The sequence below is a fragment of the Stenotrophomonas sp. GD04054 genome (genome assembly GCF_029836955.1).
Lineage (GTDB): Bacteria > Pseudomonadota > Gammaproteobacteria > Xanthomonadales > Xanthomonadaceae > Stenotrophomonas > Stenotrophomonas maltophilia_A.
In genome coordinates, this window is record NZ_JAOECR010000001.1 from 362894 (window position 1) to 376669 (window position 13776).

A 13776-nucleotide genomic window follows, 5' to 3' on the forward strand; every position below is an offset into this window, starting at 1 on the left:
ACCAAGGTGGGCACCTACCGGGCCATGCCTGGCGGCCGGGTCGCATCCACGCATGGCGTGGATCTACGGTGCCGATCAGCCCGTCCGCGCCTCGCGGCGTCGGTGCACCCAGTAGTAGAGCGTCGGCAGTACCAGCAGGGTCAGCAGCATCGCCGACAGCAGGCCACCGATCACCACCACAGCCAGCGGCTTCTGGGTCTCGGCACCGATCGCATGCGAGGTCGCCATCGGCAGCAGGCCGAACATCGCCAGCAGTGCGGTCATCAGCACCGTGCGCAGGCGCTGCAGCGAGCCCTGCACCACCGACTGCAGCAGGTCCATGCCCTGCTCGCGCAGCTGAGCGAAGCGACTGAGCATCACTACCCCGTTCAGCACCGCTTGTCCGAACAACGCAATGAAGCCGATCGCCGCCGACACTGACAGTGGAATGCCGGTCAACCACAACGCCAGGATACCGCCGATCATCGCCAGCGGTACGTTGGCCAGGATCAGCGCCGCGCTGCTGATGTCCTTGAAGGCATCGAACAGCAGTACGAAGATGAGCAGCACCGACAGCGGAATCACCCAGCCCAGCCGCTTCATCGCACGCTGCTGGTTCTCGAACTCGCCGGACCACTCCAGCCGGTAGCCTTCCGGCAGCTGCAGGCTGGCATCCACGCGTTTGCGCATGTCGGCCACCACGCTGCCCATGTCACGACCAGCGATGAAGATGCTGACCGCCTTGACCCGCTGTGCGTTCTCGCGCGAGATATTGATCGCGCCGCTGGCCATGCGGAAGTCGGCCACGTCGGACAACGTCACCGTGTGGCCATCGCCGATGCCCACCGGCACCGTACGCAGCCGCTGCAGGTCACGATCGGCATCGTCCAGGCGCAACGTGATCGGGAACCTGCGGTCGCCCTCCCACAGCTCGCCGACCTGGCGCCCGCCCAGTGCGGTCTCGATCACTTCGTCGATGTCGCGCACGTTCAGGCCATAGCGTGCTGCGCGGTCGCGATCGATATCGATCTGCAGCTGCGGCAGGGAGCCATCGCGGTCGATGAAGGCACTCTCCACGCCCTCCACCCCACGCACCTGGCCCAGGATCGCCTGCGCCTGCCGGTTCAGTACGTCCAGATCCGAGCCACTGACCTTGATCACCACCTGGCCTTTGATCTGCGAAATGCTCTCCAGGATGTTGTCGCGCACGGGCTGCGAGATCGAGAACTCCGGCCCCGGAATGCGTTGCTCCAGCGTGCGCTGCAGGTCGCTCACCAGCTGCCGCTTGTCCACGCCCTTCGGCCATTCCTTCTCCGGCTTCAACGCCACCAGCGCCTCGATCTGGTTGGCGCCCTTGGCATCGGAGCCGTCTTCCGGGCGCCCCAGCTTGGCCACCACCGTCGACACCTGCGGGAAGGTGCCGACCAGCTCACGGATGCGCCGCGACTGCTGCTGTGCTTCGGCCAGGCTGGTGCTGGGGTCGAGTGTGGCGGTCAGCCAGATCGATCCTTCGTCCAGCTCGGGCAGGAACTCCGAGCCCAGGCGGGTGCCCAGTGCCAACGTACCCACCAGCAACGCCACTGCGGTCAGCACCACCGCACGTGGCCGGGCCAGTGCGCGCTCCAGGATCGGCCGGTACCAGCCGGTCAGGCGGTCCATCAGCGGGTTGCCGTCGCGCATGCGGTCGCGCCGCAGCCACCAGTAGCAGAACAGCGGTACTACGGTCAGCGCCAGGATCAACGCACCGATCAGGGCCGAGGTCACCGAGTACGCCATCGGCGCGAACATGCGGCCTTCCTGGCGCTGCAGGGTGAAGATCGGAATGTGCGCGGCGATGATGATCAGCATCGAGAAAAAGGTCGGGCGACCCACTTCCGAAGCAGCCGAAAGAATGGTCGAGAACCGCGTCTTCCGGTCGGCCGTAGGTGGCAGCTTCGACAATCGCGAGACGATGTGCTCGGTGACGATCACTGCGCCATCGATGATGATGCCGAAGTCCATCGCACCCAAGGACAGCAGATTGGCCGGCACGCCCCACAGGTGCAGGCCAAGGAAGGTCGACAACAGCGCCAGCGGCATCATCGCCGCCACGATCAGCGCGGCGCGGGCGTTGTACAGGAACAGCCACAGCACCAGGAACACCAGCACCGCACCTTCCAGCAGGTTGCGGAAGACGGTCTTCAAGGTGGTCGACACCAGCCAGGAGCGGTCGTAGAACGGCTCGATGCTGACGCCGGCCGGCAGCTGGTTCGCTTCGATCTCGGCGATGCGCGCATGCAGGGCGTCGAGCACGTCGGACGGATTCTCGCCCTTGCGCATCAGCACCATGCCGAACACCGCATCGTCATTGTCGTCCTGGCCGACCAGGCCCTGCCGTGGCAGGCCGGTATCGGCGATGCCGGCCAGGTCGCGCACCAGGATCGGCGTACCGCCGCGCTGCGCCACCACCACGTTGCCGATGTCACCCGGCGAACGCATCAGGCCCACGCCGCGGATCAGGAACTGCTGCTGGCCACGCTCCACGTAGCCGCCGCCGGCATTGGAGCTGCCCTTCTCCAGCGCCTCGGCGAATTCACCGAGGCTGATGCCGCGATCACGCAGCTTGTCCAGGTCCGGTTTGACCTGGAAGGTGCGCGCGAATCCGCCGAAGCTGATCACATCGGCCACGCCCGGCACGGTGCGCAGGCTGCGCTCCATCGTCCATTCCTGCACGGTGCGCAGCTGGGTCGGCGTCATGTGCGGGCCCTTGAGCACGTAACGGTAGATCTCGCCCACCGCCGAACTCATCGCCTCCAGCTCCGGGGTCACCCCTTCCGGCAGCTCTACGCCCTGCAGGCGTTCAAGCACCTGCTGCCGCGCGAAATAGTCGTCGGCCTTGTCGTCGAAGGTCAGGATGATCATCGACAAGCCGAACTGGGTATGCGAGAACACCCGCACCGAATGCGGAATGCCGGACAAGGCCACTTCCAGCGGCATCGTCACTTCGCGCTCCACCTCTTCGGCGGCGCGGCCCGGGTGCAGCGACACCACCGTCACCTGGGTGTCGGATACATCCGGGAAGGCCTCCACCGGCAGCACGCGGAACGCGGCGATACCGCCGCCGATGAACATCAGCAGTGCCAGCATCACCATCAGCGGCTGGCGCAGGCAATAGGCAATCAGGCGATCGATCATGGGGCGGCATGCCCCGCGCCGGTGCTGGCGGCCGCTGGCGCGCTGTCGACCAGCTGCTGCAGCAGCAGGCCCCCTTCGACCACCACCCTGCTGCCAGCCGCTAGACCGTCACGCACCCACAGTCGACCGTCACCCAGCTCCTCGGCGTGCACGGCGTGGCGCACGTAGCGGCCTTTGCCCTCTTCCACGAACACCACCTGCGTGCCGTCGATCAGCAGCACCGCCGCATCGGGCAACGAGACACCGCCCTCGGCCGGCAACGCCACCTGGGCGCGCACATACTGTCCCGCCTTGAAGCCGCGTGCGCGATTGTCCAGCTCGGCGCGCGCCTGCACCACGCGGCGTTCGCTGTCGACGAAGTCATCCACGTGCTGCAGGGTCGCCTGCAGTGACTGTCCATCGGCGCCGGGCACGCTCACCTGCATGCCCGCCTTCAAGCGTCCGGCGAGGCTTTCGGGGATGTCCAGCAACAGCCACAGGCGGTCCGGATCGCCGATCACTGCCAACGGCTGTTCACTGTCCGGGCTGACCGACATGCCCGGGCTCATCCGCCGCTCCACCAGCACGCCATCGATGGGCGCGCGCAGCGGCAGGCGCTGGTCGACGCGCTGGCCGTTGCCATAGGCCTTGGCGAAGGCGGCCGCGCGTGCATGATCAGCCTGGCTACCAGCGAAGTTCGCCTCGGCTTCATCCAGCTCACGGCCCGAGGCCACTCCCGCCGCATGCAGTTCGCGGGTACGGTCCAGTTCCTTGCGTGCCTGCTTCAGCTCGGCGCGACCACGGGCACCTTCAGCCTGAGCCTGGCCGAACTCAGGCGAGGTGATCCAGGCGATGACCTGGCCGGCTTTCACCTTCTGCCCCGGCTGTGCCTCGATGCGCGCTACCTGCCCCGACAGCGGCGTGTGCAGTGCGGTGGAGCGCGTATCATCCCAGACCACCCGGCCCGGCAGCTGTAGGCTGGCGCTGGCGCCGGCACTCACTGTCTCGCTGCGCAGCACGTCCAGCTGGCGGCTGTCGGAAGGAAACTGAATCTGGCCGGCACTGACCCGAGGTGCGTCCTCAAGATAGGAAGCTGGCTCTCGACCACAGCCGCCCAGCAGGATCAGCGCCAGCAAGACGGGCAGCACGGCGTATCGCGCCTGCGGGCGATAGGCGACGGTGGACTTCATCGGGATTCTCCTTCGGCAAAGGATGTGGCGGCTTCCCAGCGCGCCAGTGCAATGGCATGGTCGGTGCGCGCCTCGATCAGTGCGGCCTCGAAGTCGCGCCAGCTGCGGCGTGCATCCAGCAGATCGGTCAGATTGGCGGCACCGCGCCGGTACGCCAGTTCAATGCCCTGCACCGCCTTGCGTGCGGCGTCGGACTGCAGTCCCTCATAGTCGCTGCGGCGCTGTGCGGCGGACTGCGCGCTGGCCTGCAGCTGGTCCAGCTCGGCGCGTGCTTCGCGCTGCAGCACCTGCAGCTCCAGCGCGGCGCTGTCACGGTCGGCCTCGGCACGCCGGATCGCGCCGCGCGCGCGCGACGGCCCCCCCAGCGGAATGGTCAACGACACGCCCCAGGTAACACCGCTGATGTCGGTCGGCTCTCGTTCGGCCTCCACGCCCAGCTGGATATCGCGATGGCGCTCGCTGCGCGCCAGGGCCACGCCGGCATCGGCGGCCGCCAGGCGCGAGCGTGCAGCGCGAAGATCCACGCGCTGCTGCGCGTCGGAGACACGCACGCTGGGCACGCTGCTGGCAGCCGGCCACGGATCATCGGCGCTGAGGTCCTGGCTGTCGTCGCGTCCAAGCAGCAGGCCCAGCGCATGCCGCGCGTCACGCAGATCCAGTGCTGCCTCGCGCGCCGCATCCGCCACAGCCAGGTCGTCCACCGCCAGGCGCGCGCGATCCACCGGTGCCATCGCCCCTGTCGCAACCTGCTTATCCGCCGCCGCCATCTGCTCGGCCGAACTCTGCCGGTTGGCGTCGGCAATCTGCACCCGCTCTTGTGCGCCCTTCAGGCCGAAATAGGCTTCATGCAGTGCCACCTGTTGTCGACGACGGGTATCGAGCATCTCCAGCCCAGCCACTTCCAGCAGCGCGTCGGCCTGGCGGATGCGCAATGCACGCTTGCCGCCGCGCTCCCAGGTCCAGCCCAGGCCCACGGTGCTGTCCACTCGCTTGTCCTGCCAGCGCCCAGGGCCGATGCCATGCTTGGCGCTGATCTTGCTGGTACCGATCGACAGTTCGGTTGCCGGCCGCAGCGCCGCTGTCTGCGCATCACCCTGCACCCCTCGCAGCTGCAGTGCCGCCGCGCGCAGGTCCGGGTTGTGCGCTTCCATTGCACGCTGCGCCTCTGCAAGGGACAGCGCCGAAGCCGCAGGCGCGCACAATAGGGCGGCAAGCACGGCCGCAAGACGAGAGGAGAAATTCATGTGCGTCAAGGTAAGGTGATGCACTTGCGCCAAACTTGCCCCAACCTTGCACGAAGCTTGCAATGCGAATCCTGCTGATCGAAGACGATGCCGCCCTGGCCGATGGACTGATCCGCGCCCTGCAGGGTGCCGGCCATCTGTGCGACCACCTCTCGCGCGGACTGCACGCACCTGCGGCGCTGGCCAGTGCACCCTATGACGTGATGGTGCTGGACCTTTCCTTGCCGGACGTGGATGGCCTCGACCTGCTCTCGCGCCTGCGCAACGATGGCGCCACCCTGCCGGTGCTGATTCTCACTGCACGCGATGGCGTGGAGGACCGCATCCTCGGTCTCGACCGCGGTGGTGATGACTACCTGGCAAAACCATTCGCGCTGGGCGAGCTGGAAGCGCGCCTGCGTGCGTTGTCGCGCCGCCGCAGTGACGCACCGGCACAAAAGCGATTGGGCCGGCTGTGCTTCGACAGCATCCGCAACGAAGTGCAGGTGGAAGGCCAGCGCATCGAGCTGACCGCACGCGAGCTGTCGCTGGTCGAAGCGTTGATGCAGCACCCTGGCCGCACCGTGACCAAGCAGCGGTTGTTCGATGCGTTGTACAGCTGGGACCACGAGGCCAACCTGTCGGTGATCGAGGTGCATGTCAGCCGCCTGCGCCGCAAGCTGGAGCAGGCCCGCGCCGGCGTCGGCATCCGCATGCTGCGCGGCCTCGGCTACCGGCTGGAGGCCGTGGGTGACTGAGCGCGTGCACAGCCTGCGCGGCCTGCTGCTGCGGCGCCTGTGGCTGCCGCTGCTGGTGCTGCTGCTGTGCAGTGCGGTGGGTTCATTCGCGTTGGCGCGCTTCTATGCCGGCCAGGTCTACGACCGCTGGCTGCTGGATTCGGCGATGTCGTTGTCCGAGCTGGTGACGGTGCAGGACGGCCGCGCATCCATCGAGATCACCCCGGCGGTATCACGCATGTTCACCTGGGACACCGCCGACGAAGTGCATGGCGAGGTGGTCGACGCCGCAGGAGGGCGCCTGTATGGCGATCTGCCCGAGGCATTGCCGCGTCCGGCGAGCGCCGCCGCGAATGACGATGCGGTCTACTACGATGCGCGCCTGCGTGGTCAGCCGGTGCGCATGGTCGAAGTGGTGGTCAGCGCCGGGCCGGGCCATGGCATCCGGCTGCGCGTGGCCGAGACGCTGCGCAAGCGTCACCGGTTGGAACGCAAGCTGCTGCTGACCAGCGTTCCGTTCCAGGCCGCGATCCTGGCACTGGCGGCGTGGCTGGCCTGGTCCGGCACCGGCGCCGCCGCCCGCCATGCCAACCTGGTCGCGCGGAAGCTGGCCAGCCCGCGGCCGGATCCATTGGCACCGCTGGATCCGGCGCAGGAAGCCCCGCGCGAACTGTGGCCGGCGGTGGAGGCGTACAACGCGCTGCTGCAGCGCCTGGACGCGATGCAGGATGCGCAGCGGCGCTTCGTCAGCAACGCCGCACATCAACTGCGCACACCGTTGGCGGCCATGCAGGTGGAGCTGGAGAGCTCATTGCGCCAGCATGATCCGCAGGGCCAGCAGCTGGCGTTGTCCGGCACGCTGGCCGGGTTGGCCCGCTTGCAGCATCTGGTCAACCAGCTGCTGATGCTCAGCCGCTCCGAAGATCCACATGGCAGCGCACTGCCGCTGCAGCCAGTGGACCTGGCCGCGTTGGCGCGTAGCGTGGTGGAGCGCTATGCGGACCGCGCATTGGCTGCAGGCGTGGACCTGGGTTATGACGGGCCCGACGACGGCGTGCAGGTACAGGGCGATCCGCAGCTGCTGCGCGAGGCGTTAGGCAACCTGCTGGACAACGCGCTGCGCTACGGTGCCGTGCCAGGCGTGATCACCCTGGGACTACAGCAGGATGCCGAGGGCGTGCAGGTGTGGGTGGACGATGACGGCACCGGCATTGCCGAGGCCGAGCGCGCGCGCGTCACGGAACGCTTCTACCGGGCCAGCAGTGAAGGCGATGGCTGTGGGCTGGGACTGGCGATCGTGGCCGAGATCGCGCAGCGGCATGATGCGGCGCTGGTGATCGATACCGCCCCGATCGGTGGCGCGCGGGTGGGGATGCGGTTTCGATCCCGCTGACGTCCTGCGTGCCAACCAAGGTTGGCACCTACCAAAGGCACCTCGGCCGGCGGATCCCGGTAGAAGCCAACCTTGGTTGGCGCCGTTGATGTTCTGCATGCCAACCAAGGTTGGCACCTACCAAAAGCACCCCAGCCGGCGGGCCCCGGTAGATGCCAACCTTGGTTGGCGCCGTTGATGTCCTGCATGCCAACCAAGGTTGGCACCTACCAAAAGCACCCCAGCCGGCGGATCCCGGTAGATGCCCACCTTGGTGGGCGCCGTTGACCTCCCGCGTGCCAACCGAGGTTGGCACCTACCAAAGGCACCTCGGCCGGCGGATCCCGGTAGATGCCAACCTTGGTTGGCGCTGTTGACGTCCCGTGTGCCAACCAAGGTTGGCACCTACCAAAAGCACCCAGCCGGCGGATCCCGGTAGATGCCCACCTTGGTGGGCGCTGTTGACGTCCTGCATGCCAACCAAGGTTGGCACCTACCAAAAGCACCCCAGCCGGCGGACCCCGGTAGATGCCAACCTTGGTTGGCACCTACCCATCATCATCGGCTCATCGAATAAGGCGCCTGCGCGCCCTGCCCCGGCCAGTCCCTGTTCGGCTCGGCCTGCATGCTGAAGCGCAGCTCGCCACCGGCCAGGATCTCGTCGTGGCGCAGGAAGGTGCGCTGTAGCGGCTTGCCGTTGAGGATCACGCTGCCCACATAGGTGTGCCTGTCATCCAGCCCATCGGCCACGATGGTGAAGGTCTTGCCGTTCGGCAGTCGCATCGCGGTCTTCGGCAGGAACGGGCGACCCAGGATGTACTCCCCCGAGCCCGGCGCCACCGGGTAGAAGCCCAGCGCGGTGAACACATACCACGCCGACATCTGGCCGACGTCATCGTTGCCGGCCAGGCCATCGGGGCGGTCGGCGTACTGGGTATCCATGATCTGCTTCAGGCGCGCCTGCGTGCGCCACGGCTGGCCGGCATACGAATACAGGTAGGCGACGTGGTGGCTGGGCTCGTTGCCGTGCGCATACCAGCCGATCAGCCCGGTGATGTCTTCCATGTGCTCGAAGATGGACGGGTCGACCTTGGCGTTGAACACCTCGTCCAGGCGCGCGAGCAGCTTGTCACTGCCACCGTGCGCTGCCGCCAGACCGGCCACATCCTGCGGCACGTACCAGGAGTACTGCCAGGCATTGCCCTCGGTGTAGTCGGTGCCGTATCCACTGGCGCTGGGGTCGAATGGCGTGCGGAAGCTGCCATCGCGCTTGCGTGCGCGCATGAAGCCGGTGTCTTTGTCGAAGGCGTTGCGCCAGTTGCCGGCGCGCTTGTCGAAGGTGGCCGCAACATCGGTCTTGCCCATCGCCTGTGCCATGCGCGCGATGGTCCAGTCGTCGAAGGCGTACTCCAGTGTCTTGCTGGCCGCTTCGCCTTCCTCGTCGATCGGCACATAGCCCAGCTCGCGGTACTGCGCGATGCCGTCGTAGGGCCCGTAGTTGGCGGTCTCGACCATCGCCTTCAGTGCCTTGTCGGCGTCGAAGCCGCGGATGCCCTTTACGTAGGCGTCGGCGATCACCGGCACGGCGTGGTAGCCGATCATGCACCAGTCTTCCAGGCCATGGAATGACCACACCGGCAGCATGCCGTACGGGCTGTGCTCATGGTGGGCCAGCATCGAATTGACGAAGTCGCTGTTGCGCTTCTCCGGCTGCACCAGCGTCAGCAGCGGATGCAGCGCACGGTAGGTATCCCACAGCGAGAACGTGGAGTAGTTGGTGTAGCCCTTGGCCTGGTGCACCGCGTTATCCGAACCGCGGTACTGGCCATCGGCATCCATGAACAACGTCGGCCCCAGCATCGTGTGGTACAGCGCGGTATAGGCGCTGCGTCGCGCATGTTCCGGCGCATCGATATCGAGCACCGACAGCGCCTGCGTCCATTCCTGCTTTGCCTGAGCGCGAACGCGGTCGAAATCGAAGCCGGCCACTTCCGCGTCGAGGTTTGCGATGGCACCGGCTTCGCTGACAGGCGAGATCGCCACCTTGACCACCAGCGGTGCGTCCAGCTTGCCGAAGGCGAAGGTGCCGACCAGCTGGCGCCCCTCGATCTGTGCGCGCTGCGCCGGATCCTTCTCGCCCGGCGGCGGGAAGCCCTTGTAGACAATGTCCTGCTCGGTGTTGTGCAGCTCATGCCCGGAAAGCGGCCGCGAGAAACGCATCGCGAAATACAGCTGGCGGCCCGGCGCCCAACCACGGGTTTCGCGGAAGCCGGTCACCGTGCCATCGGCGCGCACCCGCACCCGCGACCACAGCACCTTGCCCGGGTAGTCGTACATGCTGGTGCGCATGTCCAGCAGCACCTTGGCATCGGTGCCCTTGGGGAAGGCATAGCGGTGCACGCCCACGCGCGCACTGGTGGTCAGCTCCGCGCGCACCTTGTAGTCATCCAGGGTGACTGCGTAGTAGCCCGGCTCGGCCTTCTCGTCCGCGTGGCGGAAGCGCGATGCATAGCCGCTGCGCGGCTTCTCCGGATCACCGCGCTCCAGGCCGGGAGTGCCGGTGAACGGCATCAGCAGGATGTCGCCGAGGTCCGAATGACCGGTGCCGGAAAAATGCGTGTGCGAGAAGCCGACGATGCTGCTGTCGTCGTAGCGATAGCCGGCTGCCCAGCCATAGGCCTTTTCGCGTGGCTGGATGCGTGTGTCCGGGCTGAGCTGGACCATACCGAACGGCACCGTGGCACCCGGGTAGGTGTGGCCTTCACCTCCAGTACCAATGAACGGGTCGACCGAGGCGTAGGCCTTGTCGGCGGCGGTTTTGGCGGGAGCGGCCGACGCCAGGCCGGAAGCGAGCATTGCCGTGGCGGCGACAGCGATCAGGAGACGACGGTCCAGCGTGGGCATCGGCGTTTGGATCGATTCAGGTGGTAGCCGGATGCTAGCACCGGGCCTGTCACGCCGCATGCTGCAGTGCGACTGCCCGGTGTCCCACGCCGGGTTCAATCGTCAACCGGGAAGCGCGTTCTGCAACGACATGAGGTCCGCGCTGTGCAGCGGCCTCACCACCCGCGCGACCTCTTCTCCATCGCGCAGCAGCACCACTGTCGGCCACAGCTTCACCTTGAACGCTCGCCCCAATGGCCTTCCCTTGCCATCCTCGATCTTCCAATGCGGCAGATCGTTCGCTTCGACGAAGGCCTGCAACGCGGGCTGCGCGGCCTGGCAATGACCGCACCAGGGCGCACCGAACTCCAGCACCTGCCACCCAGCCTGCGCCGCCACCCCCGCAGAGGTGGGCTCGTTCGGAAGGTGATCACGCATGAACGGCATGAGCGCTACGCCGCCAGTGCCTTCTGGATGTCTTCCAGCGGCGCGTTGGTCAGATCCTTGGCAATATCCCCGAGCAATCGCGCCTGGACCTCTTTATGCAGCAGCGGACGGATGCGACCCAGCGTGGTCGGGTCGGCGATCAACACCAGGTGCGCATAGCGGTTCTTCAAGGCATCCTCATTGAGCTGTTCGGCCACCTGCTTGGCGAACGTCGCCTCGTTGAGCTGCGAGACCGACATGTCCTTCGGCACGGCACCCGCAGGCCCCTGCCCGGACACGCCCTGCTCACTGATGTCCTGCAGGCGCAGCTCGCCCTCCTGTTTCAGGGTCAACTGATGGTTGCTGCCCACGTTGGTAAACACCCGTGCCGAACCACCGTCGGCTACCACGATCAGCGTTCCTTCGGGAATCGTCCGCGCCATTGCATCCTCCATCAATTTGAAAAGTGGGTGTGCGCTCCACCTTATGCACGCCTATGTCACCAGAGCGCGTACAGGATGTGATTCCGTCATCGCAATCTGGAATCCGCCCTAAATTTACCGGGAGGCCTGCCGCTATGGCCTCCATCATCGCGAGGAACCTCTGTGCACGCTGGCTCACTGTTCCACGTCTGCTTCGCCACCAGCCTGGCAATTGCCGGCTGCGCTGGCTGCATCCACCAGTTCCTGCAGGGCCAACCGTTCTTCGCCCTGGCCATCATGCTCTCGGTGCTCACGATGATCGGCGCCGCACTGGTCACGCGGAAACTGGCACTGCCGGGCGCCTTGGCGATGGCCTGCACGGTGTTCGGTTTGCTGGCGAAGTCAGCCTGAGCCTTCTGAACAGGCGACGTGGAACACAGCGTGCAGATCAGCCCGCTTCGCTGCACGCTCACGCCGGTGCCGTTATGATGAACGGATGATCGACACGACCCACTACGTGACGGGCGCACCTGTTACGTGGGAAGCACTGCCGACCGGCGCTTCGCTTGCCACGATTGCTCCCGCCCTGCATTTCCATCGCCTCGCGCTGGATCCCGGCGGATGACGCCCGCAGGCCCACGGCCTGCCATCCCCACACGCTGATGTGACACGCGGCTGCCAACTGCGCGGCCGTTGTGATCCCGTTGCCGCGTTTCCGCCCTTGCGGCGGTGCTTTGCCGTGCGCGTGGCGTTGCGCCTGCACACATTCCCCGGCCCCCACGCCGCCTTCCGATGCCCCTGCGCCACTTGCGCCTGCATCGCCGTTTCCGATTTCCGGGACACACCACAGCACCCATTCCCCTACTTCATACCTACAAGGGAGCCCCTATGCAGGACACGCCCGATTCCCATGCCCACTTCGGCTGGTTCAAACGCCGCCGCCACCTGAAGGTCGATGAGATCACCGTCGTCGACAAGCCCATGCTCAAGCGCGCCGTCGGTGCCGCTGCACTCGGCAATGCCATGGAGTGGTTCGACTTCGGTGTCTACGGCTATCTGGCCGTCACCATCGGCCAGGTGTTCTTCCCGTCGAGCAATCCCACCGCACAGGTGATCGCGGCCTTCGCCACCTTCACCGTGGCATTCCTGGTGCGTCCACTCGGCGGCCTGGTGTTCGGCCCGCTCGGCGACCGCTATGGGCGCCAGAAGGTGCTGGCGTTCACCATGATCCTGATGGCGCTGGGTACCTTTGCGATCGGCCTGATTCCTTCCTACGAGCGGATCGGCATCTGGGCACCGGTGCTGTTGCTGCTGGCGCGTGTGGTGCAGGGCTTTTCCACCGGCGGCGAGTATGGCGGTGCGGCCACCTTCATCGCCGAGTATTCCACCGACCGCAACCGCGGCCTGATGGGCAGCTGGCTGGAGTTCGGTACGCTGGGCGGCTATATAGCCGGTGCCGGTACCGTAACCGCACTGCACATGCTGTTGAGCAGCGAGCAGATGCTGGACTGGGGCTGGCGCATTCCATTCCTGGTGGCCGGCCCGCTGGGCCTGCTCGGCCTGTACATGCGCATGAAGCTGGAAGAGACCCCGGCATTCCGCGCCTTCGCCGAGGAAGCCGAGAAGCGCGAACATGATCGGCCCGGGCTTGGCGCGCTGTTCCAGGTGCACGGCCGCCAGCTGCTGGTGTGCATGGGCCTGGTGCTGGTGTTCAACGTCACCGACTACATGCTGTTGACCTACATGCCCAGCTACCTCAGCGTCACCATGGGCTACGCCGAGAGCAAGGGCCTGCTGCTGATCATCATCGTGATGCTGGTGATGATGCCGTTGAACATTGTCGGCGGGTTGTTCAGTGACAAGCTGGGCCGCCGCCCGATGATCATCGGCGCCTGCATCGCGCTGCTGGTGCTGGCGATTCCGTGCCTGCTGCTGGTCGGCAGCGGCAACGACTGGATGATCTTCCTTGGCCTGATGCTGCTGGGCCTGGCGCTGGTGTGCTTCACCAGCTCGATGCCGTCCACGCTGCCGGCCCTGTTCTATACCCCAGTGCGCTACAGCGCGCTGTCGATCGCCTTCAACGTCTCGGTATCGCTGTTCGGTGGCACCACGCCGCTGGTTACTGCATGGCTGGTGGAACGTACCGGCGACCCGCTGGTGCCGGCCTACTACCTGATGGGCGCGGCGGTGGTCGGCCTGATCACGATGCTGTTCGTGAAGGAAACCGCCGGCCTGCCGTTGCGTGGTTCACCGCCGGCCGTCGGCAGCGACAGGGAAGCTGCGGCGCTGTTGAAGAGCGATGTGCCGGTCACGGTGGACCCGAGCCTGCCGCCGCTGCCAGACGTTGCAGAGCCCGAGCAGGTGAAACCGGCCTGAGGCTCGCCGCGAAAT

General features: G+C 66.4%; 11 protein-coding genes. 5 read left to right on the forward strand and 6 right to left on the reverse strand.

Annotated features, from left to right (window positions below; genetic code table 11):
- Window positions 1-75: 75 nt before the first annotated feature.
- From N7573_RS01710 to N7573_RS01720, 3 genes are read right to left on the reverse strand one after another with little or no spacing between them, the layout of a single operon-like run.
- Entirely contained in the window at window positions 76-3153 is a 3078-nt protein-coding gene (locus N7573_RS01710) for a CusA/CzcA family heavy metal efflux RND transporter (RefSeq protein ID WP_279913361.1), read from the reverse strand.
- The gene (locus N7573_RS01715) at window positions 3150-4322 is read right to left on the reverse strand and encodes an efflux RND transporter periplasmic adaptor subunit (RefSeq protein ID WP_279913360.1); all 1173 of its coding nucleotides are present in this window, start codon (window positions 4320-4322) and stop codon (window positions 3150-3152) included. Before N7573_RS01715 ends, N7573_RS01710 begins: the two co-directional genes overlap by 4 nt.
- Window positions 4319-5566: a TolC family protein gene (locus N7573_RS01720; protein WP_279913359.1), complete on the reverse strand. Its 1248-nt coding sequence runs from the start codon at window positions 5564-5566 to the stop codon at window positions 4319-4321. The genes N7573_RS01715 and N7573_RS01720 overlap by 4 nt, the downstream gene beginning before the upstream one ends.
- A 62-nt stretch (window positions 5567-5628) precedes the next feature.
- On the opposite strand from N7573_RS01720, the gene N7573_RS01725 reads away from it, so the two are divergent.
- Window positions 5629-6303, forward strand: a complete 675-nt coding sequence (locus tag N7573_RS01725; protein ID WP_005413615.1) for a response regulator — start codon at window positions 5629-5631, stop codon at window positions 6301-6303.
- Window positions 6296-7675 (forward strand): sensor histidine kinase, encoded by a 1380-nt coding sequence (locus tag N7573_RS01730; protein WP_279913358.1) that lies wholly within the window; start codon window positions 6296-6298, stop codon window positions 7673-7675. Before N7573_RS01725 ends, N7573_RS01730 begins: the two co-directional genes overlap by 8 nt.
- Before the next feature lie 537 nt (window positions 7676-8212).
- Here N7573_RS01730 and N7573_RS01735 read toward each other — a convergent pair.
- The 3 genes from N7573_RS01735 to N7573_RS01745 all read right to left on the reverse strand — a co-directional run bounded on the left by N7573_RS01735 (window position 8213) and on the right by N7573_RS01745 (window position 11406).
- Entirely contained in the window at window positions 8213-10558 is a 2346-nt protein-coding gene (locus N7573_RS01735) for a GH92 family glycosyl hydrolase (protein WP_279913357.1), read from the reverse strand.
- A gap of 102 nt (window positions 10559-10660) precedes the next feature.
- Complete coding sequence (locus N7573_RS01740; RefSeq protein WP_182266178.1) at window positions 10661-10984, reverse strand: thioredoxin family protein; 324 nt, start codon at window positions 10982-10984, stop codon at window positions 10661-10663.
- 5 nt (window positions 10985-10989) lie between these two features.
- A complete protein-coding gene (locus N7573_RS01745; RefSeq protein ID WP_019337746.1) occupies window positions 10990-11406 on the reverse strand; it encodes a host attachment family protein in 417 nt (138 codons plus the stop codon).
- A gap of 162 nt (window positions 11407-11568) precedes the next feature.
- Here N7573_RS01745 and N7573_RS01750 point away from each other — a divergent pair, with 162 nt between their 5' ends.
- The 3 genes from N7573_RS01750 to proP all read left to right on the forward strand — a co-directional run bounded on the left by N7573_RS01750 (window position 11569) and on the right by proP (window position 13761).
- Complete coding sequence (locus N7573_RS01750) at window positions 11569-11796, forward strand: hypothetical protein (protein WP_049462507.1); 228 nt, start codon at window positions 11569-11571, stop codon at window positions 11794-11796.
- An 85-nt stretch (window positions 11797-11881) separates the two neighbouring features.
- Window positions 11882-12010 carry a hypothetical protein gene (locus N7573_RS01755; RefSeq protein WP_256200907.1) on the forward strand — a complete coding sequence of 43 codons (129 nt, stop codon included), beginning with the start codon at window positions 11882-11884 and terminating at the stop codon, window positions 12008-12010.
- A gap of 263 nt (window positions 12011-12273) precedes the next feature.
- Window positions 12274-13761 carry a glycine betaine/L-proline transporter ProP gene (gene proP, locus N7573_RS01760; RefSeq protein ID WP_125893628.1) on the forward strand — a complete coding sequence of 496 codons (1488 nt, stop codon included), beginning with the start codon at window positions 12274-12276 and terminating at the stop codon, window positions 13759-13761.
- Window positions 13762-13776: the final 15 nt, after the last annotated feature.

Coding starts and splice junctions, on each gene's coding strand:
- N7573_RS01710 (WP_279913361.1), bottom strand. CDS start 3,153: ATGATCGATCGCCTGATTGCCTATTGCCTGCGCCAGCCGCTGATGGTG.
- N7573_RS01715 (WP_279913360.1), bottom strand. CDS start 4,322: ATGAAGTCCACCGTCGCCTATCGCCCGCAGGCGCGATACGCCGTGCTG.
- N7573_RS01720 (WP_279913359.1), bottom strand. CDS start 5,566: ATGAATTTCTCCTCTCGTCTTGCGGCCGTGCTTGCCGCCCTATTGTGC.
- N7573_RS01725 (WP_005413615.1), top strand. CDS start 5,629: ATGCGAATCCTGCTGATCGAAGACGATGCCGCCCTGGCCGATGGACTG.
- N7573_RS01735 (WP_279913357.1), bottom strand. CDS start 10,558: ATGCCCACGCTGGACCGTCGTCTCCTGATCGCTGTCGCCGCCACGGCA.
- N7573_RS01740 (WP_182266178.1), bottom strand. CDS start 10,984: ATGCCGTTCATGCGTGATCACCTTCCGAACGAGCCCACCTCTGCGGGG.
- N7573_RS01745 (WP_019337746.1), bottom strand. CDS start 11,406: ATGGCGCGGACGATTCCCGAAGGAACGCTGATCGTGGTAGCCGACGGT.
- N7573_RS01755 (WP_256200907.1), top strand. CDS start 11,882: ATGATCGACACGACCCACTACGTGACGGGCGCACCTGTTACGTGGGAA.
- proP (WP_125893628.1), top strand. CDS start 12,274: ATGCAGGACACGCCCGATTCCCATGCCCACTTCGGCTGGTTCAAACGC.